This is a genomic window from Herbiconiux daphne (genome assembly GCF_024979295.1).
Lineage (GTDB): Bacteria > Actinomycetota > Actinomycetes > Actinomycetales > Microbacteriaceae > Herbiconiux > Herbiconiux daphnes.
This window is the reverse complement of record NZ_JANLCJ010000001.1, coordinates 959,545-985,453: the sequence shown is the minus strand read 5'-3', so window position 1 is coordinate 985,453 and position 25,909 is coordinate 959,545. Positions and strand designations below refer to the sequence as shown.

Annotated in this window: 25 protein-coding genes, 2 tRNA genes and 1 riboswitch; of the genes, 14 read left to right on the top strand and 13 right to left on the bottom strand. The window is 70.0% G+C overall.

The window, feature by feature from the left end:
• Nucleotide 1: 1 nt before the first annotated feature.
• The 3 genes from N1032_RS04940 to msrA form a co-directional block, all read right to left on the bottom strand.
• On the bottom strand, nucleotides 2-520 hold the full coding sequence (locus N1032_RS04940) for a DUF6993 domain-containing protein (protein ID WP_259537830.1): 519 nt from the start codon (nucleotides 518-520) through the stop codon (nucleotides 2-4).
• Nucleotides 521-650: 130 nt separating this feature from the next.
• Entirely contained in the window at nucleotides 651-1,223 is a 573-nt protein-coding gene (locus N1032_RS04935; protein WP_259537829.1) for a single-stranded DNA-binding protein, read from the bottom strand.
• Nucleotides 1,224-1,398: 175 nt separating this feature from the next.
• On the bottom strand, nucleotides 1,399-1,926 hold the full coding sequence (msrA, locus tag N1032_RS04930) for a peptide-methionine (S)-S-oxide reductase MsrA (protein WP_259537828.1): 528 nt from the start codon (nucleotides 1,924-1,926) through the stop codon (nucleotides 1,399-1,401).
• Nucleotides 1,927-1,998: 72 nt separating this feature from the next.
• Between msrA and N1032_RS04925 the strand changes: the two genes are divergently transcribed.
• The 3 genes from N1032_RS04925 (at nucleotide 1,999) to N1032_RS04915 (ending at nucleotide 3,294) form a co-directional block, all read left to right on the top strand.
• Complete coding sequence (locus N1032_RS04925; RefSeq protein ID WP_259537827.1) at nucleotides 1,999-2,220, top strand: hypothetical protein; 222 nt, start codon at nucleotides 1,999-2,001, stop codon at nucleotides 2,218-2,220.
• 99 nt (nucleotides 2,221-2,319) lie between these two features.
• Complete coding sequence (locus N1032_RS04920; protein ID WP_259537826.1) at nucleotides 2,320-3,150, top strand: hypothetical protein; 831 nt, start codon at nucleotides 2,320-2,322, stop codon at nucleotides 3,148-3,150.
• 71 nt (nucleotides 3,151-3,221) lie between these two features.
• A tRNA-Arg gene (locus N1032_RS04915) sits at nucleotides 3,222-3,294 on the top strand.
• Nucleotides 3,295-3,311: 17 nt separating this feature from the next.
• Here N1032_RS04915 and N1032_RS04910 read toward each other — a convergent pair.
• Nucleotides 3,312-3,530 (bottom strand): SCO4848 family membrane protein, encoded by a 219-nt coding sequence (locus tag N1032_RS04910; RefSeq protein WP_259537825.1) that lies wholly within the window; start codon nucleotides 3,528-3,530, stop codon nucleotides 3,312-3,314.
• 54 nt (nucleotides 3,531-3,584) lie between these two features.
• On the opposite strand from N1032_RS04910, the gene orn reads away from it, so the two are divergent.
• The 4 genes from orn to N1032_RS04890 all read left to right on the top strand — a co-directional run bounded on the left by orn (nucleotide 3,585) and on the right by N1032_RS04890 (nucleotide 6,129).
• Nucleotides 3,585-4,205, top strand: a complete 621-nt coding sequence (gene orn / locus N1032_RS04905; RefSeq protein WP_259537824.1) for an oligoribonuclease — start codon at nucleotides 3,585-3,587, stop codon at nucleotides 4,203-4,205.
• Between the two features lie 48 nt (nucleotides 4,206-4,253).
• Nucleotides 4,254-4,329 (top strand) — tRNA-His (locus N1032_RS04900).
• 86 nt (nucleotides 4,330-4,415) lie between these two features.
• The gene (locus N1032_RS04895; protein ID WP_259537823.1) at nucleotides 4,416-4,766 is read left to right on the top strand and encodes a metallopeptidase family protein; all 351 of its coding nucleotides are present in this window, start codon (nucleotides 4,416-4,418) and stop codon (nucleotides 4,764-4,766) included.
• Nucleotides 4,767-4,851: 85 nt separating this feature from the next.
• Nucleotides 4,852-6,129 (top strand): D-alanyl-D-alanine carboxypeptidase family protein, encoded by a 1,278-nt coding sequence (locus tag N1032_RS04890; RefSeq protein WP_259537822.1) that lies wholly within the window; start codon nucleotides 4,852-4,854, stop codon nucleotides 6,127-6,129.
• A 23-nt stretch (nucleotides 6,130-6,152) separates the two neighbouring features.
• Here N1032_RS04890 and N1032_RS04885 read toward each other — a convergent pair whose 3' ends face one another.
• From N1032_RS04885 to N1032_RS04860, 6 genes are all read right to left on the bottom strand, one after another.
• The gene (locus N1032_RS04885) at nucleotides 6,153-6,641 is read right to left on the bottom strand and encodes a nucleoside/nucleotide kinase family protein (RefSeq protein WP_259537821.1); all 489 of its coding nucleotides are present in this window, start codon (nucleotides 6,639-6,641) and stop codon (nucleotides 6,153-6,155) included.
• A gap of 2 nt (nucleotides 6,642-6,643) precedes the next feature.
• On the bottom strand, nucleotides 6,644-7,426 hold the full coding sequence (locus N1032_RS04880) for an energy-coupling factor transporter transmembrane component T family protein (RefSeq protein ID WP_259537820.1): 783 nt from the start codon (nucleotides 7,424-7,426) through the stop codon (nucleotides 6,644-6,646).
• Nucleotides 7,423-9,198, bottom strand: coding sequence for an ABC transporter ATP-binding protein (locus N1032_RS04875; RefSeq protein ID WP_259537819.1), 1,776 nt, complete (start codon nucleotides 9,196-9,198; stop codon nucleotides 7,423-7,425). Before N1032_RS04875 ends, N1032_RS04880 begins: the two co-directional genes overlap by 4 nt.
• Before the next feature lie 2 nt (nucleotides 9,199-9,200).
• Complete coding sequence (locus tag N1032_RS04870) at nucleotides 9,201-9,836, bottom strand: ECF transporter S component (RefSeq protein WP_259537818.1); 636 nt, start codon at nucleotides 9,834-9,836, stop codon at nucleotides 9,201-9,203.
• A gap of 89 nt (nucleotides 9,837-9,925) precedes the next feature.
• A riboswitch (TPP riboswitch) is annotated at nucleotides 9,926-10,026 on the bottom strand.
• A gap of 28 nt (nucleotides 10,027-10,054) precedes the next feature.
• Entirely contained in the window at nucleotides 10,055-10,717 is a 663-nt protein-coding gene (locus N1032_RS04865; protein WP_259537817.1) for an alpha/beta fold hydrolase, read from the bottom strand.
• A gap of 13 nt (nucleotides 10,718-10,730) precedes the next feature.
• Nucleotides 10,731-11,108 (bottom strand): hypothetical protein, encoded by a 378-nt coding sequence (locus N1032_RS04860; protein ID WP_259537816.1) that lies wholly within the window; start codon nucleotides 11,106-11,108, stop codon nucleotides 10,731-10,733.
• Nucleotides 11,109-11,212: 104 nt separating this feature from the next.
• On the opposite strand from N1032_RS04860, the gene glgX reads away from it, so the two are divergent.
• Genes glgX through treZ form a run of 3 tightly spaced genes read left to right on the top strand, consistent with a single transcriptional unit; the run spans nucleotide 11,213 to nucleotide 17,722 of the window.
• Nucleotides 11,213-13,414 carry a glycogen debranching protein GlgX gene (gene glgX / locus N1032_RS04855; RefSeq protein ID WP_259537815.1) on the top strand — a complete coding sequence of 734 codons (2,202 nt, stop codon included), beginning with the start codon at nucleotides 11,213-11,215 and terminating at the stop codon, nucleotides 13,412-13,414.
• Between the two features lie 40 nt (nucleotides 13,415-13,454).
• Nucleotides 13,455-15,878, top strand: coding sequence for a malto-oligosyltrehalose synthase (locus tag N1032_RS04850; RefSeq protein ID WP_259537814.1), 2,424 nt, complete (start codon nucleotides 13,455-13,457; stop codon nucleotides 15,876-15,878).
• On the top strand, nucleotides 15,875-17,722 hold the full coding sequence (treZ, locus tag N1032_RS04845) for a malto-oligosyltrehalose trehalohydrolase (RefSeq protein WP_259537813.1): 1,848 nt from the start codon (nucleotides 15,875-15,877) through the stop codon (nucleotides 17,720-17,722). The genes N1032_RS04850 and treZ overlap by 4 nt, the downstream gene beginning before the upstream one ends.
• Before the next feature lie 117 nt (nucleotides 17,723-17,839).
• Here the strand turns inward: treZ and dinB are convergent, their stop codons facing one another.
• The gene (dinB, locus tag N1032_RS04840) at nucleotides 17,840-19,084 is read right to left on the bottom strand and encodes a DNA polymerase IV (RefSeq protein ID WP_259537812.1); all 1,245 of its coding nucleotides are present in this window, start codon (nucleotides 19,082-19,084) and stop codon (nucleotides 17,840-17,842) included.
• A 157-nt stretch (nucleotides 19,085-19,241) separates the two neighbouring features.
• On the opposite strand from dinB, the gene N1032_RS04835 reads away from it, so the two are divergent.
• From N1032_RS04835 to N1032_RS04825, 3 genes are read left to right on the top strand one after another with little or no spacing between them, the layout of a single operon-like run.
• Nucleotides 19,242-20,552, top strand: a complete 1,311-nt coding sequence (locus N1032_RS04835) for an alpha/beta hydrolase (RefSeq protein ID WP_259537811.1) — start codon at nucleotides 19,242-19,244, stop codon at nucleotides 20,550-20,552.
• Nucleotides 20,552-23,035, top strand: a complete 2,484-nt coding sequence (locus N1032_RS04830; protein ID WP_259537995.1) for a bifunctional lysylphosphatidylglycerol flippase/synthetase MprF — start codon at nucleotides 20,552-20,554, stop codon at nucleotides 23,033-23,035. The genes N1032_RS04835 and N1032_RS04830 overlap by 1 nt, the downstream gene beginning before the upstream one ends.
• 10 nt (nucleotides 23,036-23,045) lie before the next feature.
• Complete coding sequence (locus N1032_RS04825) at nucleotides 23,046-24,050, top strand: aldo/keto reductase family protein (protein WP_259537810.1); 1,005 nt, start codon at nucleotides 23,046-23,048, stop codon at nucleotides 24,048-24,050.
• On the opposite strand, the gene N1032_RS04820 is transcribed toward N1032_RS04825, so the two are convergent.
• Complete coding sequence (locus N1032_RS04820; protein ID WP_259537809.1) at nucleotides 24,047-24,571, bottom strand: GNAT family N-acetyltransferase; 525 nt, start codon at nucleotides 24,569-24,571, stop codon at nucleotides 24,047-24,049. The two genes, N1032_RS04825 and N1032_RS04820, sit on opposite strands and share 4 nt — an antisense overlap.
• A gap of 132 nt (nucleotides 24,572-24,703) precedes the next feature.
• Between N1032_RS04820 and N1032_RS04815 the strand changes: the two genes are divergently transcribed.
• Nucleotides 24,704-25,300, top strand: coding sequence for a TIGR03086 family metal-binding protein (locus N1032_RS04815; protein WP_259537808.1), 597 nt, complete (start codon nucleotides 24,704-24,706; stop codon nucleotides 25,298-25,300).
• A 3-nt stretch (nucleotides 25,301-25,303) separates the two neighbouring features.
• On the opposite strand, the gene N1032_RS04810 is transcribed toward N1032_RS04815, so the two are convergent.
• Complete coding sequence (locus N1032_RS04810) at nucleotides 25,304-25,825, bottom strand: hypothetical protein (RefSeq protein WP_259537806.1); 522 nt, start codon at nucleotides 25,823-25,825, stop codon at nucleotides 25,304-25,306.
• Nucleotides 25,826-25,909: the final 84 nt, after the last annotated feature.

The window sequence follows — 25,909 nt, the reverse complement described above, 5'->3', positions numbered from 1 at the left end:
CCTACCAGTCTATTGGCCGGGTCTGACCGATCAGGCACGAGCCGGTGCCCAGCACATGGGTGACGACGCTCTTGTACTGGCCCTGGCCGTACTGCCCGATCAGGCACTCGTCTTTCCAGCGCACCGAGAACTGGATCGAGTCGGCCGCGACCCCGACCGTCGTGATGTCGGGCGTGACCTGCATCGCCGCGATGTCGAACCCGTTGGTGCGCAGATTGCTGGTGAAGTCGACCCCACCGGCCGCCGGGTTCGAGGCGATCAGGGCCTGATTCACCGAGTCGAAGAACGGCTGGTTGTCGGTGGCCGTGCCGTCGGGGTTCAGCTGCCCGGCGACTGCCGTGGGGGTCGTCGTCGCCGTCGGACTCGCAACGGGCGTCGTCGACGCCGTCGGGCTGGGCGTGGCGGCCGGTTCGGCCGTGCAGGCGATCAGCAGCAGCGACAGTGCGAGGGGAACGGCTGCCGCCGCCCACCGGATCGCCGGCCGTTCCGCGGTGGCGGAGTGGCGTCGTTTCGTGTGCATCGCTCGCAGTGTCCTCTCGTTCGCGGTGCGCAGTGCGGCGGCCTGTGGGGCCCCCATGAAGTTTATGGGGTGGCGTGCCGAGTCTGCTGGGAGACTGCCCCGCTCGGCCCCGACCTGCGCACCGTGCGGGTCAGAACGGCACGAGCGAAGCGCCGGCGGTCTCGGCCGAGCCGTCGCCGGAGACCGCGGAGGCCTCGTCGTGGCCCGAACCGTTGCCCGAACGCCCAGCAGACCCGCCACCCGATGCCAGGCCGGGGGTCGCCCACTCGGCCGGTTGCGCCGGCTGCCCGTCGCCCGCACCGCTGCCGACGGCCTGCCCGGCGCCCTGGCCCTCCGGCGAGCCGGCCGACAGCGACTTCGTGTAGACCGACGTGCCCCAGCAGAGGTCGTGGCCCACGGCATCCGCCTCGACCTCGATGGTGGTGCCGGACTTGTCGCCGCTCTCCCACGCCCGGATGCGCAGGCGCCCGGTGACCACGACGTGCTGGCCGCGCACCACGGATGACTCGACGTTGGTGGCGAGCTGCCGGAAGGTGCTCACCGTGTACCAGTTGGTCTCGGCGTCGACCCACTTCTTCTGGTCGCGGTCGAACCGCCGCTGCCCCGACGCCAGGCGGAAGCTCGTGATGTCGAGCCCCGAGTTGGTGACGATGTGGCGCGGATCGGTCGCGACGATTCCTGTGAGGGTCAAAAGGTCGGGCATGGTGTGCTCCTTCGCGTAGTGGTCGTGCTGACGAACCGATTCTGCGCGGGAGCAGGAAGGTCGACGACCGAGGGCGGCACATCTGTGCACAGACCCTCGGTCGTCGCGAATTGTGGAGAAGGAGATCTGATGTGCGGAGACGTGGCGACGTCAGAACCGGCCTGCGGCCAGCCGGTCAGGCGGCCTTGATGTACTTGGCGTAGGCCTTGCGCACCTTCGTGACCTTCGGAACCGCGACGGCCATGCAGTAGCCCTGCCCGGGGTTCTTGGCGAAGAAGTCCTGGTGGTACTCCTCGGCTCGGTAGAACGCGCCGAGCGGCTCCAGCGTCGTGACGATTCCGCCGTCCCACAGCTCGGAGGCCCGCTCGAGCGCGGCCTCGAAGAGCGCCTTCTGCTCGTCGCCGTCGTAGAACATCGCCGAGCGGTACTGCGTTCCGACGTCGTTGCCCTGGCGGTTCAGCTGCCGCGGGTCGTGCAACGTGAAGAAGACGTCGAGGATGATGTCGGCCGGGATGACGGCGGGGTCGAAGGTCACGGCGACGGCTTCGGCCTGGCCGGTCGTGCCGGTGCAGACCTGTTCGTAGGTGGGGTCGGCGACGGTGCCGCCGGTGTAGCCCGACACCACGTCGTGCACTCCGTCGAGAGTGCGATAGACGGCGTCGAGGCACCAGAAGCAGCCTCCTGCAAGGACGAAGGTTTCCATGCCCGAATTCTATGCCGGGCCCGATCCCGGAACCCAGCCGGCGATGTCGGTGGTGCACCGTAGCGTCGAATCATGAAGACGACCACCACACCCCCGCAGCAGCCGGCTCTCCGCCGCGTGCGCGACGGCTATTGGCGCGTCACGGCTGCCTCGGGCGTCGTGCTGGGCTACGTCGAGCAGACCGACGCCGACGGCGTCGCCCGCTACCGCGCGAAGCGCCTCTTCTCGTCGCTACGCGTCGTTGAGATCGGCGAGTTCGGCGCCCGCGAGGAGGCGGCCGAGTGCCTGCGTTGACCGGCCGGCCGAGAAGCGCCATGGTGCCCGCGGCACCAGTTCGGGCGACACCGGCTCGTCGCCGTCGCCAACCGAAAATCGCGAGGTAGTGTGCCGCTCATGGAATGGTGGAATGGTTTCGTACGGTGGCTCTCTTCGACGAGCGGCGAACACGTCGTCTCGAGCATCATCCTTCCGGCGGCCGCGATCATCGTGGCCGGTCTGCTGGCGGCCTGGATCGCGTCGAGCTCCATCCGGCGCCTGCTCGCCAAACACGATCGTGAGCTGAAGATCTCGGCCATCGCGTCGCTCATCGACGCCGCCGAGCAGGCGTCCGTCTGGAATTCGCTGACTCCCCAGGAGCAGATCCTCGCCGACCGGGCGACCGGGCAGGCCGACATCCAGGTGCGCCTTCTGCCGATTCGGGGAGCGGATGTCGCCGCCAACTGGGCCGCGCACGCGCTCGCCGAGATGAAGCGCAACTCCGCGACGTTCGGCTACCAGGTCGAGCCCGCGGTGTTCGAGTTCCGCGACCGGCTGATCGAGTGGCAGCAGCGACCGGCTCGCGCCAAGCGGGTGTTCCAGACCGACCTCGACCGGTGGAGCGTCGAAGACGCGTCGGCCGAGCGCGAGCTGCTCGCCCAGCAAGACGCCTGGGTGGCGCAGCAGCACCACGTGCAGCACACGCCCGACACGCCGAACGACTCAGACACGCTCGGTGTGAACACCGTCGCCATGGCCGCACCGCCCGCCCCGCTGACGGCCCGCACGCCTTCGGCCGCCCCCGCCGCCTACACGGCCGCGGTCGGCTCGCCCTACTCCGGCGGCTCGGCGGCGAACGCCGTCATCGCCCCCGCCACTCCCCTGCTGCCGACGCATGAGCCGCGGCCCACCGTGCAACAGGTCGCGTCGGGAACCGGCACCCGCGGCGTCGCGCCCAGCGCCGACTAGCGCCAGCATCGCCCAGAACCGAGCGCGCACACACGGGGCTCCCCGGCCGCGCGTAGTACGCTTTTCGCGTCGCCCCTGTAGCTCAGTGGATAGAGCACCGGCCTTCTAATCCGTTTGTCGCTGGTTCGAATCCAGCCAGGGGCACGGCCCGCCGCCGAGCGCTACTGCGAGACGAGCGCCACGATGGCCACCACGGCCGAGATCACCGCGATGAGCAACGAGATGCCGATCAGCACGGCGTGCACGATGAGGAACGGTGTCGCCTTTCCGGCCGCGTCGCGGGCCCGTTCGTCGCGGTTCACCCGCTTGAAGAACTGGGGCCAGACGATGGCGTTCCAGGCGGCGTTGACGAGGAGCAGGATGGCGAGCGTGATGATCATCGACGCCATTCTACGGAGGGCCTCGCCGTCGGATGCCGCCACTAGACTCGCTGCATGAGTTCTTCCTCAGACCGCCTGGTGTGGATCGACTGCGAGATGACGGGGCTCGATCTCGAGGTCGACGAACTGGTCGAGGTCGCGGTGGTCATCACCGATTTCGATCTCGCGCTCGTCGATCCCGGCTTCAGCATCGTCATCAAGCCCGACGCCTCCGCCTTGGCGAACATGAACGACTTCGTCACCAAGATGCACGAGACCAGTGGTCTGGCCGAAGAGATCCCCCACGGAGTGAGCCTCGCCGACGCCGAATACCAGGTGCTCGAATACATCCTGAAGTTCGTGCCCACCGCGCAGCAGGCCCCGCTCGCCGGCAACACGATCGGCACCGACCGCTCGTTCCTGGCGAAGTTCATGCCGCGGGTCGACGGGCACCTCCACTACCGCAGCATCGACGTGTCGTCGATCAAAGAACTCGCTCGCCGCTGGTTCCCCCGCGTCTACTTCAACGCGCCCGAGAAGGCGGGCGGCCACCGCGCGCTGGCCGACATCCTCGAGTCGATCCGCGAGCTGGAGTACTACCGCAAAGCGGTGTTCATCCCCGAGCCCGGGCCCACGTCGGCCGAGCTCAAAACCATCTCTTCCGACGTGGTGCGCGAATTCACCTCGCGGATGTAATAGAATCTTTCTTCGTTGCCACGCAATCGAGATTGTGAGGCGAACATGGTGGATATAGCTCAGTTGGTAGAGCGCTGGCTTGTGGTGCCGGATGTCGCGGGTTCGAGTCCCGTTATTCACCCCACTGGTGGCCCGGGTCTTCGACCCGGGCCACTGCAGCATCAGGGGCCCAGGTCTTCGACCCGGGCCAGGGCAGCATCAGGGGCGGCGATGATCGAGATGGCCGAAGAGCCCTTCGAGGCGCTGGTCGGCGACGAACTCGACCACCTGCCCGACGACATGCTCGACGGTCTCGACAACGTGGTCTTCGTCGTCGAAGACCGGCCCGAAGACGGCTCGCTCGACCTGCTGGGGCTCTACGACGGCGTCGCGCTCACCGAGCGGGGCCAATACGGCTTCGGCGAGATGCCCGATCGCATCACGCTGTTCCGCGAACCCCTGCTGGCGATCTGCGACGACGTCGACGAATTGCGCGACCAGATTCACATCACCCTCGTGCACGAGATCGCCCACTACTACGGCATCGACGACGACAAGCTCCACGAGCTCGGCTGGGGCTGACTCACAGCGGGTTCGAAGCAGATGGTTACCGGGTCGATACGGGTCGGTGCCGGGATGCGCGCGACCGGGACCGTAGCCTGGAGCCATGGCGGGATCGGTCGGACGCAAAGCGGTGAGAGCCGTCGTGATCGTCGTCGGCGTGTTCGTGATCCTCGGCCTCGGCCTCTACGGCCCGGCGACCCTGGTCGGCCCACTGCCGACCGCGACCGCCTCGGTCAGCGAGACACCGGCGCAGTCGGCAGCCGCCGCCGCCCCTACGATGCCGTCGACCGGTGCCAGCGCCATCGTCGCCGACGTGGCGACCCCGGTCTTCGCCTCCGGGGGGCTCACCGAGGCCGTGCCGATGGGCGGCGTGGCCAAGATCATCACGGCACTCGTGGTGCTCGACGCCAAGCCCCTGGCCGCGGGCGCGCAGGGGCCCACGATCACCATCTCGAAGGCCGACGTCGACGGTCTGCAGAAATACCAGGCTGAGAGCGCCCGCACCGTCGGGGTCACCCAGGGCGAGACCTGGACCCAGCGGCAGATGCTGCAGGCCATGCTGCTCGGCTCGAGCAACAATCACGCCGACACGCTCGCCCGCTGGGCCTACGGGTCGGTCGACGATTTTCTCGCTGCAGCCGACGCCTGGCTCGCCGCCCGCGATCTGACCGGCATCACCCTGGTCGACGCAACCGGGCTCGACGAGAACGACATGGGCACCGCATCCGACCTGGCACGCGTGAGCGCGCTCGCCTTCTCGGAGCCCTCGATCGCCGAGACCATGGCCGAAGACGACGTCACCGTTCCGGGCAACCGCCGGGTCGACAACCTCGCGGCCTACCAGGCCGAGCTCGGCTACACCGGCGTCTCGCGCAGCTACACCGACCAGGCCGGCGTCTGCTACCTGTTCGCGCTCGAGGTGCCCGTGTCGGCCGACCCGGCCGCGGCATCCGGAACCGAGCCCGGCACGGCCGTGCTCTACGGCGCATTCATCCGCGAACCCGACTGGGACACGCTCGACGCCGACCTCGCCGCCCTCGCGGCCTCGGCCGCCGGCACGGTCACGCAGACCCCCGTGGTGACCGAGGGCCAGACCTTCGTGACCTACACGACACCATGGGGCGACACGGCCAACGGGGTCGCGCTGGCCACCGAGTCACGACTGCTCTGGGTGACCTCGCCGTTGACCTACACGATCGACGCCGAGCCGCTCGCCACCGGCGCGAAGGGCCAGCACGTGGGCAGCGTGACCGTCACCACACCCGACGGCGACGTGAACGTGCTGCTCGAACTCGACTCGCGCATCGGCGACCCGGGGCCGCTCTGGCGCCTGATGAACCCGGTGCCCGTGATCACCGCGTTCATCGATTCGCGCAAATAGCGGGTCGGTGAGCCTGTGGCGGCTCAGGTGGGCACCACGAGCAGGGCGAGTTGGCGGGGGCTCTCCCGGCGCACGAACCGCTGCCACTGCGCCTCCCAGCGGTCCCATTCCCGGGCGTAGAGCTCGCCGTCGCGCTGCAGGGCGCGCGCCTTGCGCACGGCGTCGTCGGCCTCGACCCAGATGCTGAGGTCGGCCAGAGCGGCGTTCGCGCGGCTCAGCGCACCGCAGCCCTCGATGACGAGCGGATGCCGCGGGTCGACGCCGTGCCATTCCGCGGGCCGCCCGGTCTGCCAGTCGTGCCGCCGCCAGCGACCCGGCCGCCCGGCGCGCAGCGGCAGCAGCAGATGCTCGGTGACGGCCTCGCTGGCGGCGTCGAGCCCGTCCCAGCCCGGATAGATGTCGTCGAGGTGCACGACGGTCGGCCGGTCGTCGCCGACCCAGCCGTCGCGCAGCCGCGAGGCCAGATCGGTCTTGCCCGACCCGCTCGGGCCGTCGATGAGGATGACGGTCACGATCAGCCGATCACGAAGTTGAGGCTGCCGGCGAGCACCGCGGCCACGAGCGCGACGACGCCGATGACCAGCCCGATCGCGATCAGCAACCACTCCCGGCGGCCGAACGGCGACGGCCGCGCCCAGGAGCGCACGACGTCGCCGCCGAACCCGCGGGCCTCCATGGCCGTCGCGAGCTTGCTGCCGCGCCGGATCGAGATGACGAGCAGGGCGAAGGCCTGGTTGGCGAAGCGCCGGATGCGGCCGGTGTCACCGAGGCCACGCGCCCGGCGTGCCAGTTCGAGTTGGCGCCAGTCCTGCAGGAACAGGCCGATCAGCCGCAGACCGGCGAGCGCTCCCAGCACGAACCGGCTGGGCAGGTGCCACACCTGCGCGAGACCATCGGCGAGGTCGGTCGGGTCGATCGTGGCGAACAGCACGACGGCGGGCAGGCCGATGGCCAGGATGCGCAGCACGGTCGCCACGGCGAGCGCGATCGACCCGTCGCTTATGTGGATGAGCCAGAACTGCAGATAGGTCTGCCCGGCGGAGACCCCGTAGAGCAGGGTGGTGAGACCGGCGAGCGGAGCCGCGATCCAGATCGCCGCCGTGCGCCGGAAGAACTGCCCGGGCGACAGACCGGCCCAGAAGAACAGCACGCTCTCGAGCACGAGGGCGACCGCGGCCGACACCCAGTCGATCGTCACGAGAAGCAGCGCGCTCAGGGCCAGGGATGCCGCGAGCTTCGCCACCGGGTTGATCGAGTAGATCGACTGCGGTCCGCGCGCGGGAGTGAGAACGCTCATTCGGCCACACCCCCGCGGCCTGCACCGGGAGCCAGGACGGCGGTCGCTCCCACGACGAACTCGTCGTCGGCCAGCGCGTCGATGAACGCCTGGTCATGAGTCACCGCGACGATCGCGGTGCCCCGATCGAGCTGCTCGGCGAGCAGGCGCACGAGCTCGGCCCAGGTGCGCGAATCCTGCCCGAACGTCGGCTCGTCGAGCACCAGGATGCGCGGGCGCGCGACGAGCGCCGACGCGACCGAGAGACGGCGCTTCTCGCCGCCCGACAGCGTGTAGGGGTTGGCCTTCAGCAGCCCGTCGAGCCGGAGCCGGCCGGCCACCTCGGCGACGCGCTCGTCGATCTGCTGCTGAGGCAGCCGGAGCGCCCGCAGCGACACCTCGAGCTCTCCGCGAACCGATCCGGTCACGAACTGGTGCTCGGGGTCTTGGAACACCATGCCCATGCGCGTCAGAAGATCGCCCGATCTCCACTCGAACGGGTCGAGCCGCTGGTCGGGCGAGCTCGCGCCGATGCCGGCCGCCCCGACCGGAGTGTCGCCCCGGCGAACTCGCTCCCGCTCCCGCTCGCGCAGCTCCCGCTGCTGCTGCCGCCGTCGACGCGCAGCGCCGTCGTGTCTCGGGCGCCCGAGGCCGGCGGCGAGCACCGCCGAGGCCGCGAGCGTGCCTCCGGCCCGTGGGATGAGCCCCGCCAGCGTGAGGGCGAGGGTCGTCTTGCCCGCGCCGTTGGCGCCGGTGATCGCCAGCGCACGACCGGCGCGCAGCGTGAGATCGATGCCGCCCGCCACCGGCGAGCCCGGCACCCGCTCGACCACGAGGCCGTGCGCCGCCAGCAACCCCGTCGAGACGGGAACGGGTGCGTCCGCGGCATCCGTCGCCCGCACCCGCGGCGGCGAGCTGTCGGGCCCGATCGCCTCGGCGACCGCGCCGGAGTCCGGCGCAGCGACCCGACCAGAGGCCGGCTCCCCGCCCCGGGCCGGCCGGCCCTCGAGCGGGTCGTGGCCCGGCACCCACACGCCGTCGCGCGCGAGCTCGGCGCCTCGATCGCGCAGCACCACGGAGGGGACGCCGTCGGCGAGCACCCCGCCGCCGGGGGCGAGCACGACCACCCGGTCGACCACGTCGAGCCAGATGTCGACCCGGTGCTCGATCACCACGAAGGTGGCGTGCGACGACCGCACCACGTCGGCGACGGCATCCCGCACCTCGATCACGCCGCCCGGGTCGAGATTGGCCGTCGGCTCGTCGAGCAGCACCACTCCCGGCTGCATCGCGATCACTCCGGCGAGCGCCACCCGTTGCTTCTGGCCTCCCGAGAGCTCTGACGTGGGGTGGTCGAGCGGCAGGTCGAGTCCCACGGCGTCGAGGGCCGCGGCCACCCGCGGCCAAATGTCGGCACGCGGCACACCGAGGTTCTCGCATCCGAACGCCACGTCGTCGCCGACGCGCGCGAGCACGACCTGCGAATCCGGGTCTTGCATGAGCAGGCCAACCCGTCCGCGCTGCCCGGCGGGGGCGACCCCGTCGACCAGCAGACTCCCCTCTTCGTCACCCTCGTCGACGCCGCCCAGCACGCCGGCGAACGCCTGCATGAGGGTGGATTTGCCGGCTCCGGATGCCCCGAGCAGCAACACGCGCTCCCCCGGCTCGATCACCAGGTCGAGACCGCGCACGGCCCACGACGACCGGCCGGCGTGCCGCCAGCCCCAGCCGTCGGCGCGGAGGCCGGCGGCGGGAACGGGGCCGGCGGCGGGAACGGGGGTGGGGCCGGGCACGCTCAGGCCCTTGCCGTGGCCTCTCGGCCGGAGGCGAACCGGCTGAGTGCTCCCGTTCGGGCGAGCCCCCGTACGACGAGCCAGGACAGCAGGCCGGCGATCACCGCACCGCTGATGGCGCCGCAGATGATGTAGGTGACGTAGAACTGGCCCGTGAGCCCCGGGTACCAGAGCACCGAATCGTTGATGCCCATCGCGATGCCGGCGCCCGCGCCCGCGAGAACGGCGACGTAGACCCGGTAGTTGGCGTAGAGGAAGATCGCGAACACGATCTCGGCGCCGAGCCCCTGCACGAGCCCCGAGACCAGGGTCAACGGGCCCCATTGGGTGCCGACCAGCGCCGACACGACGGCCGCGACCAGTTCGGTGAACAGCGCCGCGCCGGGTTTGCGGATGATGAGGCCGCCGAGCACGCCGGCGAAGAGCCAGACGCCGCCGACGAGACTCTGAGCGCCCGGCAGCAGCGCTTCGAGCCCGGCGCTGAAGGGACTGTAGGTGAGGTTCCAGACCCAGAAGATGAGTCCGGAGGCCACGCCGATGACGCTGGCGACGACGATGTCGACGACCCGCCAGCGGTAGACGACCCGGCGGCGGCCGGCGGAGGTGGCGGAGCGGATGGTGTTGGAGGTGGTGTGCATTGTGTCCTGCCCATTCAGTGAGGTGGAAGGGGCACAGGTTCTCCGTGTCCGGCTGCGGCCGGCTCGCGAGCGCGCCGGTGAACACCGAACACGGTCAAGAGATGCCTCCCTGCGCTGGCATGATCCAGATCAGGTTCGACGGTCGAAGGTTGAGAACCTTCCTCTCAGCCCGGCTCACCGGACTCCCGTGTTGATGACGAGTATAGACCGCGCCCGGTTCAGGCGGAGGCGGCATCCCGAACCCGGTCGCGCACGAACGCGGCCACGGCGTCGGCGGCCGTCACGAGGTGCTCGGCGTGCGTGAACCCGCTGATCTTCGTGCGCGGCTTGAGCTCGTGCTCGCCGTCGTCGAGCCAGACGAACCGGATGCCGGGGGCGAGCCGGTAGCCGCTGACCTCGTCTCGGGTGCCGAACGGGTCACGCGTGCCCTGACAGATGAGGGTGGGGGTCTCGAGCGCCTCGAGGTGCGCGGTGCGGAGCTTCTCGGGCGACCCCGGCGGGTGGAACGGGTAGCCGAGCACCACGAGGGCGGCGACCGACCCGCCTGCCCTGAGGTCGTCGGCCACCATGCTGGCGACCCGCCCGCCCATCGACTTGCCGCCGATGGCCACCGGTGCCCCGGCGATGAGGCAGACCTCGGCGACCGCGTCGCGGTACTCCTGCATCAGGGTCTCCGCCTTGGGCGGCGGCTTGCGGGTGCCGGTGCGCCGCGCAGCCATGTAGCCGAACTCGAACCGGGCCACCCGGATGCCCCGGGCGGGCTCCGCGAGCAGGCCGCAGAACCGCTCGAGCCACGCCGAGTCCATCGCAGCGCCCGCCCCGTGGGCGAGCACCAGCGTCGGCCCGTCGTCCGGCCCCGTCCAGAGCAGGTCGGTGGCCACGCGCGGCCTCGGGCTACTTCTTGAGTGCCTTGATGACCCGGGCGAAGGCCCAGCCGCTCGTGATGATGACCGGAATCGAGACCGCGAGCAGGGCGATCAGGTTGGGCTCGAAGGAGGCGTTGCCGTCGGTCGTGACGTAGGCGCCGATGGGCACGCTGAGGCCGCCACCGCCGAAGCCCTCACCACCGGCCTCGCCCCCGAGCAGGGGCTTCGAAGCATCCGTCGGCGAGTTCGCGTTGCCGTTGCCCGTGCCGTTACCGCCCCCGAAACCGGCCCAGACGAGCGCCACCGGAACGATGGTCTTGCCCTCGATCTCGACAGGCGCGCCGTAGGCGGCTCCGACTCCGATGGACTTGGTCGCGTCGGTCAGGGTTTCCACGAGGTTGGCCATGGTGCAACGCTACCGCGATCGATCGCGGCGGGGTAGGGTCATGGGCCGATCAGGGCATGCCCGTCTCGACCCGCTAGCGTTGAACCGAATCGACAGGAGATCAGATGCAGTCATGGCCAGGATCGGCCTACCCCCTCGGAGCCACCTACGACGGGAGCGGAACGAACTTCGCCCTCTTCAGTGAGGCCGCCGAACGGGTCGAGCTCTGCCTGTTCGGCGACAAGGGAGCGGAGACCCGGGTCGAGCTGACCGAGGTCGACGCCTTCGTGTGGCACGCCTACCTGCCGCAGGTGCAGCCGGGTCAGCGCTACGGCTACCGGGTGCACGGCCCCTACGACCCCGAGAAGGGTCAGCGGGCGAACCCCAACAAGCTGCTGCTCGACCCCTACGCCAAGGCGACGAGCGGCGAGATCGACTGGGACCAGTCGCTGTTCTCCTACACCTTCGGCGACCCCGACTCGGTGAACGACGAGGACTCGGTCAAGCACATGACCTACGGCGTGGTGATCAACCCGTTCTTCGACTGGTCGGGCGATCGCAAGCTCCGCATCCCCTACAGCGAGAGCGTCATCTACGAGGCGCACGTCAAGGGGCTCACCGAACTGCACCCCGAGGTGCCGAAGGAGCAGCGCGGAACCTACGCCGGCATCGCGCATCCGGCGGTGGTCAGCCACCTGCTGAAGCTCGGCGTCACCGCCATCGAGCTCATGCCCGTGCACCAGTTCGTCAACGACAGCGTGCTGCTCGACAAGGGCCTGTCGAACTACTGGGGCTACAACACCATCGGCTTCTTCGCGCCGCACAACTCCTACTCCTCCACCGGCGACCGCGGTCAGCAGGTGCAGGAGTTCAAGGGCATGGTGAAGTCGCTGCACGCGGCCGGCATCGAGGTCATCCTCGACGTGGTCTACAACCACACCGCCGAGGGCAACCACCTCGGGCCGACACTGAGCTTCCGCGGCATCGACAACGCCGCCTACTACCGCCTGATGGAAGACGATCAGCGGTACTACATGGACTACACGGGCACCGGCAACACGCTCAACGTGCGGCATCCGCACGCTCTGCAGCTCATCATGGACTCCCTGCGCTACTGGGTCACCGAGATGCACGTCGACGGCTTCCGCTTCGACCTCGCGAGCGCCCTGGCGCGCGAGTTCTACGACGTCGACCGCCTGTCGACCTTCTTCGAGCTCGTGCAGCAAGACCCCGTGGTGTCGCAGGTCAAGCTCATCGCGGAGCCCTGGGACGTCGGCCCCGGCGGCTACCAGGTGGGCAACTTCCCGCCGCAGTGGACGGAGTGGAACGGAAAATACCGTGACACCGTGCGCGACTTCTGGCGCGGCGAGCCCTCGAGCCTCGGCGAGTTCGCGAGCCGGTTCACCGGCAGCGCCGACCTCTACGAGCACTCCGGCCGCCGCCCGGTGGCGAGCATCAACTTCGTCACGGCGCACGACGGCTTCACCCTGCGCGACCTCGTCTCCTACAACGAGAAGCACAACGAGGCGAACGGCGAAGACAACAACGACGGCGAATCGCACAACCGCTCGTGGAACTGCGGCGTCGAGGGCCCGACCGACGATCCTAAGGTGCTCACCCTGCGCGCCAGGCAGCAGCGCAACTTCCTCGCCACGATGCTGCTCTCGCAGGGCGTGCCGATGCTGCTGCACGGCGACGAGCTCGGCCGCACGCAGCTCGGCAACAACAACACCTACGCGCAGGACTCGCCGCTCACCTGGGTGCACTGGGACTCCGAGGACCAACCGCTGATCGAGTTCACCGCGGCGGTGCTGCGCCTCCGCAAGGAGCATCCGACGTTCCGCCGCAGCCGCTTCTTCGACGGCCGGCCCGTCAAGCGCGGCAAGGGAGAGCCGCTGCCCGACATCGTGTGGCTGAACGAAGACGCCACCGAGATGATGCCCGAGGAGTGGGACTCGGCCCTCTCGCGATCGGTGGGCGTGTTCTTGAACGGCCACGGCATCCGGGCCCGCGATCAGCGCGGCAACCCGCTGAGCGACGTGCACTTTCTGCTCTACTTCAACGCCCACGACGAAGACCAGGTGTTCACCCTGCCTTCGGCCGAATACTCCGCGAGCTGGGACGTGGTGATCGACACGGCGGGCGAAGCGGCGGATTCCCAGGTGTTCGAGGCTGGCGGACCGCTCACTGTCGGGGCACGCTCGATGGTGGTGCTTCGAGTTCATCGCGAACTCGAGGTCGAACCCGACCACTCCGTGGCCGCGTCGCTCACCGCCCAGGCCGACTCCACCGGAACGATCATCCCCGCGAGCCCCTCGGTGGGTTAGCGGGGAGGGCCGCCCACCCCTGTCAGAAAGAGCACTCCGGATGCGCACTCCCCGTTCGACCTATCGGCTCCAGCTCACCGACAGCTTCACCCTGTGGGATGCGGCGCGCCTGGTTCCCTACCTGTCGCGTCTCGGCGTCGACTGGGTCTACCTCTCTCCCATCCTGCAGGCAGAGGAGGGGTCGCAGCACGGCTACGACGTCACCGACCACTCGCGTGTCGACGAGTCGCGGGGTGGCGCCGACGGCCTGAAAGCGCTGTCGGATGCCGCCCACGAGGCCGGTCTCGGAGTGCTCGTCGACATCGTGCCCAACCACGTCGGCGTCGCCACCCCCGCCCAGAACCCCTGGTGGTGGGATCTGCTGAAGCACGGCCGCGAGTCGCGCTACGCCGACGCCTTCGACATCGACTGGGAGGCCGGCGGCGGGCGGCTCACCATCCCGGTGCTCGGCGACGACTCGCTCGACGCCCTCACGCTCGAGACAAGCGAAGCGGGCGAGACCCTGCTCGCCTACTACGACAACCGCTACCCGATCGCGCCGGGCACCGCCGACGACGGCGCAAGCCCGCAGACCGTGCATGACCGGCAGAGCTACCGGCTCATGAACTGGCGGCTCGAGAGCACCGATCTCAACTACCGCCGGTTCTTCGCCGTGTCGTCGCTCGCGGCGATCCGGGTCGAGGAGCAGTGGGTGTTCGACGAGTCGCACGCCGAGATCGCGCGCTGGTTCCGTGACGGCCTCGTCGACGGGCTGCGGGTCGATCACCCCGACGGCCTCGCCGACCCGGGGCAGTACATCGAACGTCTCTCGGCGCTCACCGGCGGCGCCTACATCCTGATCGAGAAGATCCTCGAGGGCGACGAGCCCCTCGACCCCGCCTGGCCGTCGGCCGGCACCACGGGCTACGACGCCCTCGCCGGCCTCGACCGGGTGTTCATCGACCCGGCCGGCGAGCAACCGCTCGACGCCCTGGCCGCCGAACTCCGCGACGTGCGCACCGAACGGCAGAAGACGCTCACCGAGACCGCCGACGAGAGGGCGCGCACGAGCACGAGGGCCGCGGGCACCTACCAGGGGCTGATCCACGACACCAAACGCGCCGTGGCCGACGGCATCCTGCAGGCCGAGGCCCGGCGGCTCACCCGCGACATCGAGCGCGCCGGCGGTCTGTCCACGCCCACCGCGAGCGCCGAGATCACCGACGCCGTGAGCGAGCTGCTCACCTGCTTCCCCGTCTACCGCTCCTATCTGCCCGACGGCCGGGAACACCTCGACCGCGCGCTCGAGCTCGCTCTCGAGCACCGGCCGGAGCTCGAACCGGTGCTGCGGCAGACCGCCGAGGTGCTCGGCCGCACCGGAACCGCGCCGAGCATCCGGTTCCAGCAGACGTCGGGAATGGTGATGGCCAAGGGCGTCGAAGACACGGCGTTCTACCGCTGGACGAGACTCACCAGCCTCACCGAGGTGGGCGCGGAGCCCGACGAGTTCAGTGTGGGCGTCGAGGAGTTCCACGCACTGCAGCAGCACCGCAACGAGACGCTGCCGTTCACGATGACCACGCTCTCGACCCACGACACCAAGCGCTCTGAAGACACCCGCGCCCGAATCTCGGTGCTCGCCGAGATCGCCGAGGGCTGGGCCGGCACCCTCGCGAAGATCCGCTCGACGCTCCCCCTCGGCGACGGCAGCTTCGAGAACCTGCTCTGGCAGGCCATGGTGGGGGCCTGGCCGCTCAGCCGAGAACGCGCTCAGGACTACGCGCTCAAGGCCGCCCGCGAAGCCGGTGACTCCACGGGCTGGCTCGACCCCGACGAGGAGTTCGAACAACGGATGTCGGATGCCATCGACGCCGTCTACACCGACCCCATCGCCCGGGGCCTGATCGAGAGCCAGGTGGCGAGTGTGCGCAGCGCCGGCCGCAGCAACTCGCTCTCTGAGAAGCTCGTGCAGCTCACCACCACCGGGGTGCCCGACGTCTACCAGGGAACCGAGTTCTGGGACCACTCGCTCGTCGACCCCGACAACCGCCGGTTCGTCGACTTCGACGCCCGCTCGGAGGCGCTCGCCCATCAAGACACGGGCGAGCTGCCCGACTGGGCGGCCTCGGCGGCTGACCCCGACGACGACGGTGCCGTGAAGCTGCTCGTCGTCTCGGCCGCGCTGCGGTTGCGGCGCGACCGGCCCGAGCTGTTCCAGGCGTACACGCCGCTCGAGGCGAGGGGCTCGGCGGCACGCCACGCCATCGCCTTCGACCGTGGGGGCGCCATCACCCTCGCCACCCGACTGCCGCTCGGCCTGCTGCACCACGGTGGGTGGGACGACACCGTGGTCGAGCTGCCGCCGGCCCGCAACGGCTACGTCGACGCCTTCACCGGCCGCTTGTTCGAGGCCGGCAGCGTGCGACTGGCCGCCGTGTTCGAGACCTACCCCGTCGCCCTTCTGCAGACCATCGAGGAATCATGACCGACGACGACGCCAACGACTTCCGTGACTTCCGGGACTTCCGGGTCTGGGCGCCTCGCGCCGAGCGCGTGGAGCTCGTGATCGACGACCCCGCGAGCCCCACGCGGGGAGCGGCCGACGGCACCGGCAGCGGCGGCCGCACGGCGCATCCGATGGCCCTGAGAGACGGCGGCTGGTGGTTCCCGGAGCCCGGGGTCGACTGGCGCGCCGGGCTCGACTACGGCTACCTGCTCGACGGCCAGGGGCCCTACCCCGACCCGCGCTCGCGCCGCCAGCCCGAGGGCGTGCACGGTCTCTCGCGTACCGACGACGCACAGGGCTACGAGTGGCACGACGCGGGCTGGGCGGGGCTGCCCGTCGACTCGGCCGAGATCTACGAACTGCACATCGGCACATTCACCCCGGAGGGCACGCTCGATGCCGCGGCCGGCAAACTCGACCACCTGCTCTCGATCGGCGTCACACACGTGGAGCTGCTGCCGGTGAACGGCTTCAACGGCACCTACAACTGGGGCTACGACGGTGTCGCCTGGTTCACGGTGCACGAGGGCTACGGCGGACCGGAGGCCTACCGCCGCTTCGTCGACGCCTGCCATGCCGCCGGTCTCGCCGTCATCCAAGACGTCGTCTACAACCACCTCGGGCCGAGCGGCAACTACCTGCCGCTGTTCGGGCCCTACCTGCACCACGAGTCGAGCAACACCTGGGGCGACTCGGTGAACCTCGAGCACGAGGGTGCGAAGGAGGTGCGGAGCTACATCATCCACAATGCGCTGATGTGGCTCGGCGACTACCACGTCGACGGCCTGCGCCTCGACGCCGTGCACGCCCTGGTCGACCACTCGACGATGCACCTGCTCGCCGAGCTCGGCGAGGCGGTCGACGCCCTGTCGGCCGACACCGGGGTGAAGCGACTGCTGATCGCCGAGAGCGACCTCAACGACCCGGTCATGTTCCTCGGCCGCGACGAGGGCGGCTACGGTCTCGATGGTCAGTGGAGCGACGACTTCCACCACGCCGTGCACGTCAACCTCACCGGCGAGACCTCGGGTTACTACGCCGACTTCGACTCGGTCGGAGCGCTGGCCAAGGTGCTCACCCGTGGCTTCTTCCACGACGGCACCTACTCGAGCTTCCGCGAGCGGGAGCACGGCGTCGAGCTCGATCGGGCGGCGACCGCACCGTGGCGGCTGGTGGTGGCCTCGCAGAATCACGACCAGATCGGCAACCGCGCCATCGGCGACCGGCTCACCGCGACGCTCGGGCCCGATTCGCTCGCCATCGCGGCCGCCCTCACCCTGCTCGGGCCGTTCACCCCGATGCTCTTCATGGGTGAGGAATGGGCGGCGTCGACGCCGTGGCAGTTCTTCACCTCGCATCCGGAGCCCGATCTCGGCAAAGCCACCGCCGAGGGCCGCATCGCGGAGTTCGAGAAGATGGGCTGGGATCCCGACGTCGTTCCCGACCCGCAAGATCCGTCGACGTTCACGAACTCGAAACTCGACTGGTCCGAGATCGACGACCCGGCGCATCCGGAGCACCGATCGGTGCTCGGCGTCTACCGCCGGCTCGCGACGATCCGGACCACGTTGCCCCCGGGCGACGAGCTGCGGCTCGCCGACGTGCGCGTCGACTTCAGCGAAGACGACCGCTGGCTCGTGCTCGAGCGGCCGCCGATCGTGCTGGTGGTGAACTTCTCGGATGCCGCGGTCGATCTGCGGGCGATCGCCCCCACCCTCGGGGAGCCCCTGTTCGACTCGCACGCTCAGCTGAGGGGCGACCCCCTGCCGGAGCGCCTCACCGCCGTGGCTCCCCATTCGGTCGTGGTGGCCCGCCGCGCCTGACGGGACCACCTCCGCCTCTGCCGCGCGGGGTGGTCGCGCAAAAGCACCCGTAACGAGGCGGGAACGACACTTTGCGCGACCCCCAGGGGGCGACTCCGCGAAATTGCGGCGATCGGGTCAGCGGCGGGTGCCGTTGCGGTCGGCGGTCTCGCCCGACTTCGGGGCGTGCACGAGCGAGGCCGGGCGCACGCTGTCGGTGCCGAACTTCGCGGTGACCCGGTCGATCGTGAGTTCGGCCTCGCGCCAGCCCTCGGAGGGCACTGTCTCGTCGGCCCACAGCGCGGGCTGATGCACCGAGCCTCCGGCCTCGGTGAGCTGCTCGACGCGCACTCCGATGAGGCGGATGGCCTGATGCTTCGCACCGACGGCGTCGAAGATGGCCGACACCTCGTCGAAGATCCGCTTGCCCAGATCGGTGGGTTCGGCGAGCGTGCGCGACCGCGAGATGGTGGTGAAGTCGGAGTAGCGGAGCTTCAGGGCCACCGTCTTGCCCACGAGTCCGGCGGCACGCAGGCGCACGGCGACCCGGGTGGACTGGTGCAGCAGTTCGCGGCGCAGCACCTCGGGTGACCACTCGTCGATGTCGAAGGTGCGCTCGTGCCCGACGCTCTTCTCCTGACTGACCGTCTCGACATCGCGCGTGTCGATGCCGAGCGCGAGTTCATGCAGTTTGACGCCCGTGGCCTCCCCCAGCCCCCGCACGAGGGTCTCGAGCGGGGTGTCGGCGATGTCGCCCACGGTGCGCAGGCCCCGGCGCTCGAGCTGCTCGGCGGTCTTCTCCCCCACACCCCACAGGGCGCGCACGGGCAGCGGATGCAGGTAGCCGAGCACCTCCGACGGGCGCACCACGAGCATGCCGTCGGGTTTCGCCCGCCCTGAGGCCAGCTTGGCCATGAACTTCGTGGGCGCGACGCCCACCGAGCAGGTCAGCCCGGTCTCGGAGAGCACACGCTGCCGCAGGCGCTCGGCGATGACGTCGGACTCGCCGAGCAACCGGCGGGCGCCCGCCACGTCGAGGAAGGCCTCGTCGATGCTGAGCGGCTCCACGAGCGGCGTGACCTCGCGGAAGAGCCCCATCACCTGACGCGAGTAGTCGCGGTAGAGCTGCATGTGCGGCTCGAGCACGACGGCCTTGGGGCACAGGCGCAGCGCGGCACCGACCGGCATCGCCGAGTGCACCCCGAACGCACGCGCCTCGTAGGTGGCGCTCGTCACGACGGCACGCGGCGAGTGGCCGCCGACGATGACGGGCTTGCCGCGCAACTCGGGGTGCGAGAGCAGCTCGACCGACGCGAAGAACGCGTCCATGTCGACGTGCAGGATCGGCGGGCTGGGCTCCGCGATCGGCTGCTCGGTGTGCATACTCCGAGCCTAAGCGCCGCGGGCGGCCCTCGGGCGGGCGGATGCGCGCGGCCGCGACATCCGGTCACAGCCGTCGTGCAGTCGACACCCAGACAAGGGGAAAATACTGATCGACGCGTCATCGCCCGGCGCACCGACCACCGGACAGGATCGACCCGTGAAAGCTCTTCTCGACATCGGGATCCTGTCGGGTCCGTTCGTGATCGCCGTGTATGCCGCCGCGGCCGTGACGGCGTTGCTGCTGCTCGTCGTTCGCCCCGGCCCGCGGTGGCGCCGAGCGCACTGGTTCGCCGTCGCCGTGCTCGCGGCCGCCGTCGGGGCGGGGATCGGCCTCGGCCTGACCTGGCTGCTCAGCGACACGCTCGATCTCTTCGGCGCCGACCTCACCCCGGTCACGCGCACGTGGATCGCCGTGGGCTTCGCCGGCATCGGCCTCGGCCTCGCCTCGCTGTGGCGCGCGACCTGGCGCCGGGTGATCGCGGTGGTGCTCGCGATCGTGCTCTTCGCCGGCACCACGGCGATGTCGGTGAACATCGACTTCGGTCAGTACCCGACCGTGCGCAGCGCCCTCGGGCTGAGCGCCTATGCCGGTGACGTGCTGCCCGCCATCGCCACTCCCGACCCCGCGACCCAGCCGACCATCGCCACCTGGTCGGCGCCGGCCGACCTGCCTCAGCACGGCGCCGTGGGCGAGGTCACCATCCCGGCCACCGTGTCGGGCTTCGCGGCCCGCCAGGCGGTGGTCTACCTCCCGCCGGCGGCCCTCACCGCCGACCCGCCGAAGCTGCCGGTGCTCATCATGCTCTCCGGCCAGCCCGGTAGTCCCGACGCGCCCCTCGACGCGGCCAAGCTGCAGCGGAGCCTCGACGCCTACGCCGCCGCCCATCAGGGGCTCGCCCCGATCGTGGTCTCGCCCGACCAGCTCAGTGCGCCCGACGTCAATCCGATGTGCGTCGACTCCCCCATCGGCAACTCGGCGACCTACCTCACCGTCGACGTGCCGGCCTGGATCCAGGCGAATCTGCCGGTGCTGCCCGGCCCGCACTACTGGGGCATCGGCGGCTACTCGCAGGGCGGCACCTGCTCGATCCAGCTCGGTGCGGGGCATCCGGAGCTCTTCGGGGCGATCCTCGACGCGTCGGGCGAGGAGTATCCCAAGCTCGGCGACGCCCAGACCACCATCGACGAGGGCTTCGGGGGCGATGCGGCGGCGTACGCGGCCGCGTACCCCGCGGCGGTCATGGCCGCCCACGCGCCCTACGCCGACACGTTCGCGGTGTTCGGGGTCGGCAGCGACGACTCGGGCTACCTGCCCGGCGTGAAGACCCTCTACGCCGACGCCCAGGCCGCCGGCATGACCGCCACCTACCTCGAAGCCCCCGGCAGTGCACACGACGCCACGACCTGGTCGTACGTCTTCGCGAAAGGGCTGGGGTTGATCGCCGACCATTGGGGCCTCGACCGGTGATGCGCCGGATCCTCGCCGCGGCATCCCGTCACGCGCGGTCGATCCCGGTCACCTGGGTGGTGGCCGCACTGGTGCTGCTCGCGAGCATCGTGCGACTGTCGATGCGGCCCGGGCGCATGCGCGGCTCGATCGATGCGCTGGTGTCGACCGGGCTCGACACCGTGTTCGTGCACCACGACTGGGTGTCGACCATCACCTCGGTGTTCTTCGTCTGGAATCCGGTCGCCCTGGTGTTCGTGGTGCTCGCCGTGCTGGTGGGCATGGGGTGGGCGGAACGCCGCATGGGCCATCTGCGCGTGGCGATCAGTTTCGTGGTGGTCGCCGTTCTGGGCATCCTGCTGGGCCTCGTGACCGAGGCGTTCGGGGTCGTGCTCGACCTCTACTCGGCCGAGATCGGCCGCACGCACCGCACGGTCGACCCGCTGATCGCCGTGATCGGGGTCGTGATGACGGCGAGCGCCTTCGCCGGACCACTGCTCAAACGGCGCATCCGGGTGGTCGGGTTCGCGGTCATCCTCGTGTTCGTGCTCTACTCCGGCCAGCCCTCCGATCTCTACCGGCTCTTCGCGGCGGTGGTCGGCCTCGTGCTCGGCCTGACGCTTGCCCGCACCAGACTCGTGGTGCGCCGGCCGCGCGCGACCCGGCGCGAGGCGCGCACCCTGCTGGCAGCCGTGGTGGCCGTGACCGCTCTCGGGCCGCTCGTCACCATCGCCTCGCCCCAGGGTGCCGGAGTGCTGAACCCGCTGGGGCTGCTCTTCCGCGATCCGCTGCACGACTACGCCGCCATCGCCGCGCGGTGCCAGACCGGCGACTACACCCGGCACTGCGTCGACGCACTGGCGCTCTCGCGTCTCGACGGGCCAGGCGCGGTGCTGCTCACGCTGCTGCCGCTTCTCGCACTGATCGTGGCCGCGTGGGGAATCCAGCGCGGCCGGCGCGTGGCGCTGTGGCTCGCCGTCGGCATCAACCTCACGCTGTCGCTGCTCGCGGCGGTCTACTTCGGTTTTCTGCCGCTGCTCTCTTCGAGCGAGTACACCGCGTTCCAGAGCGCGGCGGCCGACGACTACCGGGCCTTCGAGATCGTGTCGGCGCTCGTGCCCCTCGCCATCGCCGTCGCGCTGACGGCGTCGCTGCGCCTGTTCCCCGCCGAGCAGTCCCGGCGCTCCACCGCCTGGTTCGTGACGGTGGTCGTCGCGCTCTTCCTCGGCTTCTCCACGGTCTACCTCGGGGTCGCGTGGTTCGTGCGCGACCAGTTCTCGCCCGTCGCCAGCTTCGACGACCTCCTGCTCGACCTGCCCGAACGCTTCGTGCCTGTGGGGTTGCTGTCGTTCGAACCCGCCGACATCTTCCCCGCCGGGCCCGTGGCGGTGATCGCGTCGCAGTGGGTGGGGCCGGTGTTCTGGACCGCGGCCATCGTGGCGGCGATGGTGCTCATGCGCCGGGCGCATCCGCTCGGCGACGCCACCGACGCCGGCCGCGTTCGCCGATTGCTCGACGCCGGATCGGGCGGCACCATCTCGTGGATGACCACCTGGCCGGGCAACCACTACTGGTTCTCGCCCTCGGGCGACGGGGCCGTCGCCTACCGGGTGGTCAACGACGTGGCGATCACGACCGGCGACCCGCTCGGGCCGGTGGCGCGGCATCCGGAGTTCGCCCTCGCCTTCGCGACCCACTGCACCGACCACGGCTGGACGCCCGCGTTCTACTCGGTGACGGATGCGCTGCGAGACGCCCTGGCAGCCGCTGGCTGGTCGTCGATGCGGGTCGCGGAGGAGACCGTCGTGCACCCGGCCGACTGGTCTCTCGAGGGCAAGAAGATGCAAGACGTGCGCACCTCGATCAACCGCGCCGCGAAGGAGGGCGTGCGCGCCGAATGGTGCACCTTCGCCCAGCTGGGGCCGTTCGCGACCGCGCAGCTCCGCGAGATCTCGGAGCTGTGGGTGGCCGAGAAGGGCCTGCCCGAGATGGGCTTCACCCTCGGCGGCGTCGACGAGCTGATCGACCCCGAGGTGCGGCTCATGATCGCGCTCGACGGCGACGACCGCGTGCTGGGCGTGACCAGCTGGCTCCCCACGTTCGAGAACGGGGTCGTGGTGGGCTGGACGCTCGACTTCATGCGGCGGCGACCCGACAGCGTGAACGGCCTGATGGAGTTCTTGATCGCCCAGGCCATCCTGCGCGGTCGCGACGACGGGGTGCGGTTCGTGAGCCTGTCGGCGGCCCCGCTGGCGGTGAGCGACCCGCAGCGCGAGCGGGCCACCGGCATCCTGCCGTTCCTCAGCCGCACCCTCGAGCCCGTGTACGGCTTCCGCTCGCTGCTGCGGTTCAAGATGAAGTTCCGGCCCGAGTTCCATGAACTCTTCCTCTGCTACCGCGACCCGCTCACCCTGCCGGCGATCGGTCTCGCGCTGGCCCGCGCCTACCTGCCCACGCTGTCGGCCCGGCAGGCGCTGCGAACGCTGTCGCCCCGACCCGAGTAGCGTTTGAACCATGAAGTTTCGATACCTCGGCAACAGCGGACTCAAGATCTCGGAGATCACCTATGGCAACTGGCTGACCCACGGGTCGCAGGTCGAGAACGACATCGCGGCGCGATGTGTTCAGGCCGCCCTCGACAACGGCATCACCACCTTCGACACGGCCGACACCTACGCCAACACGGCCGCCGAGTCGGTGCTCGGCGACGCCCTCGCGGGGCAGCGGCGCGAGTCGCTCGAGATCTTCACGAAGGTCTACTTTCCGACCGGCCCGATGGGCCCCAACGACACCGGGCTCTCACGCAAGCACATCAGCGAGTCGATCAACGCCTCGCTGCGCCGGCTGAAGACCGACTACGTCGACCTCTACCAGGCGCACCGGTTCGACTACGAGACGCCGCTCGAAGAGACCATGCAGGCCTTCGCCGACATCGTGCGACAGGGCAAGGCGCTCTACATCGGTGTCAGCGAGTGGACCGCGCAGCAATTGCGCGACGGCCATGCCCTCGCCGAGCAACTGAACATCCAGCTCATCTCGAACCAGCCGCAGTACTCGCTGCTCTGGCGCGTGATCGAAGACGAGGTGGTGCCCACCTCGCGCGAACTCGGCATCTCGCAGATCGTGTGGTCACCGGTCGCTCAGGGCGTGCTCACCGGCAAGTACCTGCCGGGTCAGCCGGCACCCGAGGGTAGCCGCGCCACCGACGAGAAGGGCGGCGCCGACATGGTGAAGTCGTGGATGCGCGACGAGGTGCTCGAGCGGGTGCAGCGCCTGAAGCCGGTGGCCGACGACCTCGGCATCACGCTGGCCCAGCTGTCGATCGCCTGGGTGCTCTCGAACGACAACGTGGCCGCGGCACTGATCGGCGCCTCCCGGCCCGAGCAGGTCGAGTCGAACGTCAAGGCGTCGGATGTCACGCTCACGCCTGACGTTCTCGCGGCGATCGACGACATCATCGGCGACCTCGCCGAGCGCGACCCCGCCAACACGACCTCGCCGGCCCGGCGGCTGACCTAAGAGGCGTCGACCGCGCGGGCGAGGAGGGCGACCACCACGGTGTCGCCCTTCGTCGCCTGCCGGCCGACCTCCTGAAAACCGAGCCTCGAGTGGAAGATGAGCGACCCGGGGTTGGGCGGATCGACGTTGACCTCGCAGTCGACCTCGGTCGCCCCGCGGGCACGCGCCGCGTCGAACACGGCGTCGTAGAGCAGTGCGCCGATGCCGCGGCTGCGGCGGCCCTCCCCCACGACGATGCGGTCGACGTAGAGAAAACGATCGCCGCGGGCGCTGAACCAGCGGTAGTTCTCGCTCCGGTAGTCGAGGCCGGGCGGTAGGGCCAGCACGAAGCCGAGCACGGCATCCGGATGCCCGCGCTCGACCACGGCGACGGCCGCGACCGACTGCTCCACCAGGGTGCGCAGCTCGTCGTCGTCGATGTCGTTGACGGCCGGCACCGCGGCACGGTTCAGCACCATGAGCTGCGGCAGGTCGGCGATGTCGACCGGCCGCACGACCGGGTCGGTGCTGTGGGGGCTCACAGACCCGACCTTATCCGGTCGACCGGGGCGCCGGAACGGCGTGTTCGCTCGTCGCGGACAGACCATTGTCGGCCGAAGGAATGCGCATCCGACGCCTGGGCTTGACAATGGAGATCGACAAGGAGCTGCCGCATGACCTCACACCCCGCCTCGACCGACCACGCGACGACCTGGCTGCGCCTGCAGGAGCGAGCCCATCAGGAGTTCGCGACCCGTGTCGCCGCCGTCACCGACTGGAACGCGCCGACGCCCGACACCGACTGGAACGTCGCCGATCTGGTGCGGCATGTGATCGAGGAGCAGCAGTGGGTGCCCTGGTTGCTCTCGGGCCTCAGCCCGAGGCAGGCGAGGAGCCGGCTCCGGCCGCTCGACGACGCCGACCTGCAGCACGAGTGGCACCTGTTCTCGCTCGCCGCCACGACCGCCTGGCACGACGCCGCGCCCGACTCGCTCGTGACCCTCTCGTACGACACGGTGCCGGTGCTCGACTACCTCAAGGAGCAGGTCTCCGACGTCACGATCCACGCCTGGGACCTCGCTCGCGCCGTGGGAGCCGAGGAGTCGATCGACGACGAACTCGTCGCGGCGGTGTGGACGGTGTTCGAGCCGCAGAAAGAGACGCTCGAGGCCAGCGGGTTGTTCGCGTCGCCGGTGCCGGTTCCGGATGACGCGCCCCTTCTGTCTCGGCTGCTCGCGCTCACCGGCCGCGATGACCGCGTCGCGGTGTGAGGTTCACGCCCCGCTCGTGCTGACGGTCGGCCGCCGGTAGGCGGTCGACCCGGCGGCACGGTAGACGAGCTCGCGCGGGTGCACCGAGCAGAGTTCGACGAGCAGCGCGTCGAGATCGATGCGCAGGATCTCGAGCTCGGCCACGATGCTCGCCGGTCGTTCGTCGACGTTCTCGATGAAGATGTTGCACGCGGCGACCATGTAGTTGAGCGGGTTCCACGCGCCCGAGCGCGGCCGGAGCGACTTGCGGGCGATGCGGATCTCTTTGCGTAGCAGCACGACCGACCGCATCACCCGGTTGAAGTCGGAGTCGGGGTCGGCGCGGTCGATCGAGACCGGCTCGAACGACTGGTCGGGCGAGAGCGCGCGACGCGAGGCGATCTCGATCGTGAGCAGCCGCAGGGCGTTCACCTCGGCGAGCTTCTCGACCCGCCGGCCCTTGCCGCGGTCGATCAGGAGCGCCAGCAGCGCCCCACCGGTCACGCTGATCGTCGTGACGATGATCTGGGCTACGAGAACGTCCATGCGGCAACTCTACGAGCCACCACCGACACTCTTCCGGGGGTCATCCGCGAGTCGTGAAGACCCGGGTCAGGCGCCCCGCCGGGC

What these genes read in the sequence shown, in the direction of transcription:
- N1032_RS04940 (WP_259537830.1), bottom strand. Translation starts at nt 520, where the DNA reads ATGCACACGAAACGACGCCACTCCGCCACCGCGGAACGGCCGGCGATC.
- N1032_RS04935 (WP_259537829.1), bottom strand. Translation starts at nt 1,223, where the DNA reads ATGCCCGACCTTTTGACCCTCACAGGAATCGTCGCGACCGATCCGCGC.
- msrA (WP_259537828.1), bottom strand. Translation starts at nt 1,926, where the DNA reads ATGGAAACCTTCGTCCTTGCAGGAGGCTGCTTCTGGTGCCTCGACGCC.
- N1032_RS04925 (WP_259537827.1), top strand. Translation starts at nt 1,999, where the DNA reads ATGAAGACGACCACCACACCCCCGCAGCAGCCGGCTCTCCGCCGCGTG.
- N1032_RS04920 (WP_259537826.1), top strand. Translation starts at nt 2,320, where the DNA reads ATGGAATGGTGGAATGGTTTCGTACGGTGGCTCTCTTCGACGAGCGGC.
- N1032_RS04910 (WP_259537825.1), bottom strand. Translation starts at nt 3,530, where the DNA reads ATGATCATCACGCTCGCCATCCTGCTCCTCGTCAACGCCGCCTGGAAC.
- orn (WP_259537824.1), top strand. Translation starts at nt 3,585, where the DNA reads ATGAGTTCTTCCTCAGACCGCCTGGTGTGGATCGACTGCGAGATGACG.
- N1032_RS04895 (WP_259537823.1), top strand. Translation starts at nt 4,416, where the DNA reads ATGATCGAGATGGCCGAAGAGCCCTTCGAGGCGCTGGTCGGCGACGAA.
- N1032_RS04890 (WP_259537822.1), top strand. Translation starts at nt 4,852, where the DNA reads ATGGCGGGATCGGTCGGACGCAAAGCGGTGAGAGCCGTCGTGATCGTC.
- N1032_RS04880 (WP_259537820.1), bottom strand. Translation starts at nt 7,426, where the DNA reads ATGAGCGTTCTCACTCCCGCGCGCGGACCGCAGTCGATCTACTCGATC.
- N1032_RS04870 (WP_259537818.1), bottom strand. Translation starts at nt 9,836, where the DNA reads ATGCACACCACCTCCAACACCATCCGCTCCGCCACCTCCGCCGGCCGC.
- N1032_RS04860 (WP_259537816.1), bottom strand. Translation starts at nt 11,108, where the DNA reads ATGGCCAACCTCGTGGAAACCCTGACCGACGCGACCAAGTCCATCGGA.
- glgX (WP_259537815.1), top strand. Translation starts at nt 11,213, where the DNA reads ATGCAGTCATGGCCAGGATCGGCCTACCCCCTCGGAGCCACCTACGAC.
- N1032_RS04850 (WP_259537814.1), top strand. Translation starts at nt 13,455, where the DNA reads ATGCGCACTCCCCGTTCGACCTATCGGCTCCAGCTCACCGACAGCTTC.
- treZ (WP_259537813.1), top strand. Translation starts at nt 15,875, where the DNA reads ATGACCGACGACGACGCCAACGACTTCCGTGACTTCCGGGACTTCCGG.
- dinB (WP_259537812.1), bottom strand. Translation starts at nt 19,084, where the DNA reads ATGCACACCGAGCAGCCGATCGCGGAGCCCAGCCCGCCGATCCTGCAC.
- N1032_RS04830 (WP_259537995.1), top strand. Translation starts at nt 20,552, where the DNA reads ATGCGCCGGATCCTCGCCGCGGCATCCCGTCACGCGCGGTCGATCCCG.
- N1032_RS04825 (WP_259537810.1), top strand. Translation starts at nt 23,046, where the DNA reads ATGAAGTTTCGATACCTCGGCAACAGCGGACTCAAGATCTCGGAGATC.
- N1032_RS04815 (WP_259537808.1), top strand. Translation starts at nt 24,704, where the DNA reads ATGACCTCACACCCCGCCTCGACCGACCACGCGACGACCTGGCTGCGC.
- N1032_RS04810 (WP_259537806.1), bottom strand. Translation starts at nt 25,825, where the DNA reads ATGGACGTTCTCGTAGCCCAGATCATCGTCACGACGATCAGCGTGACC.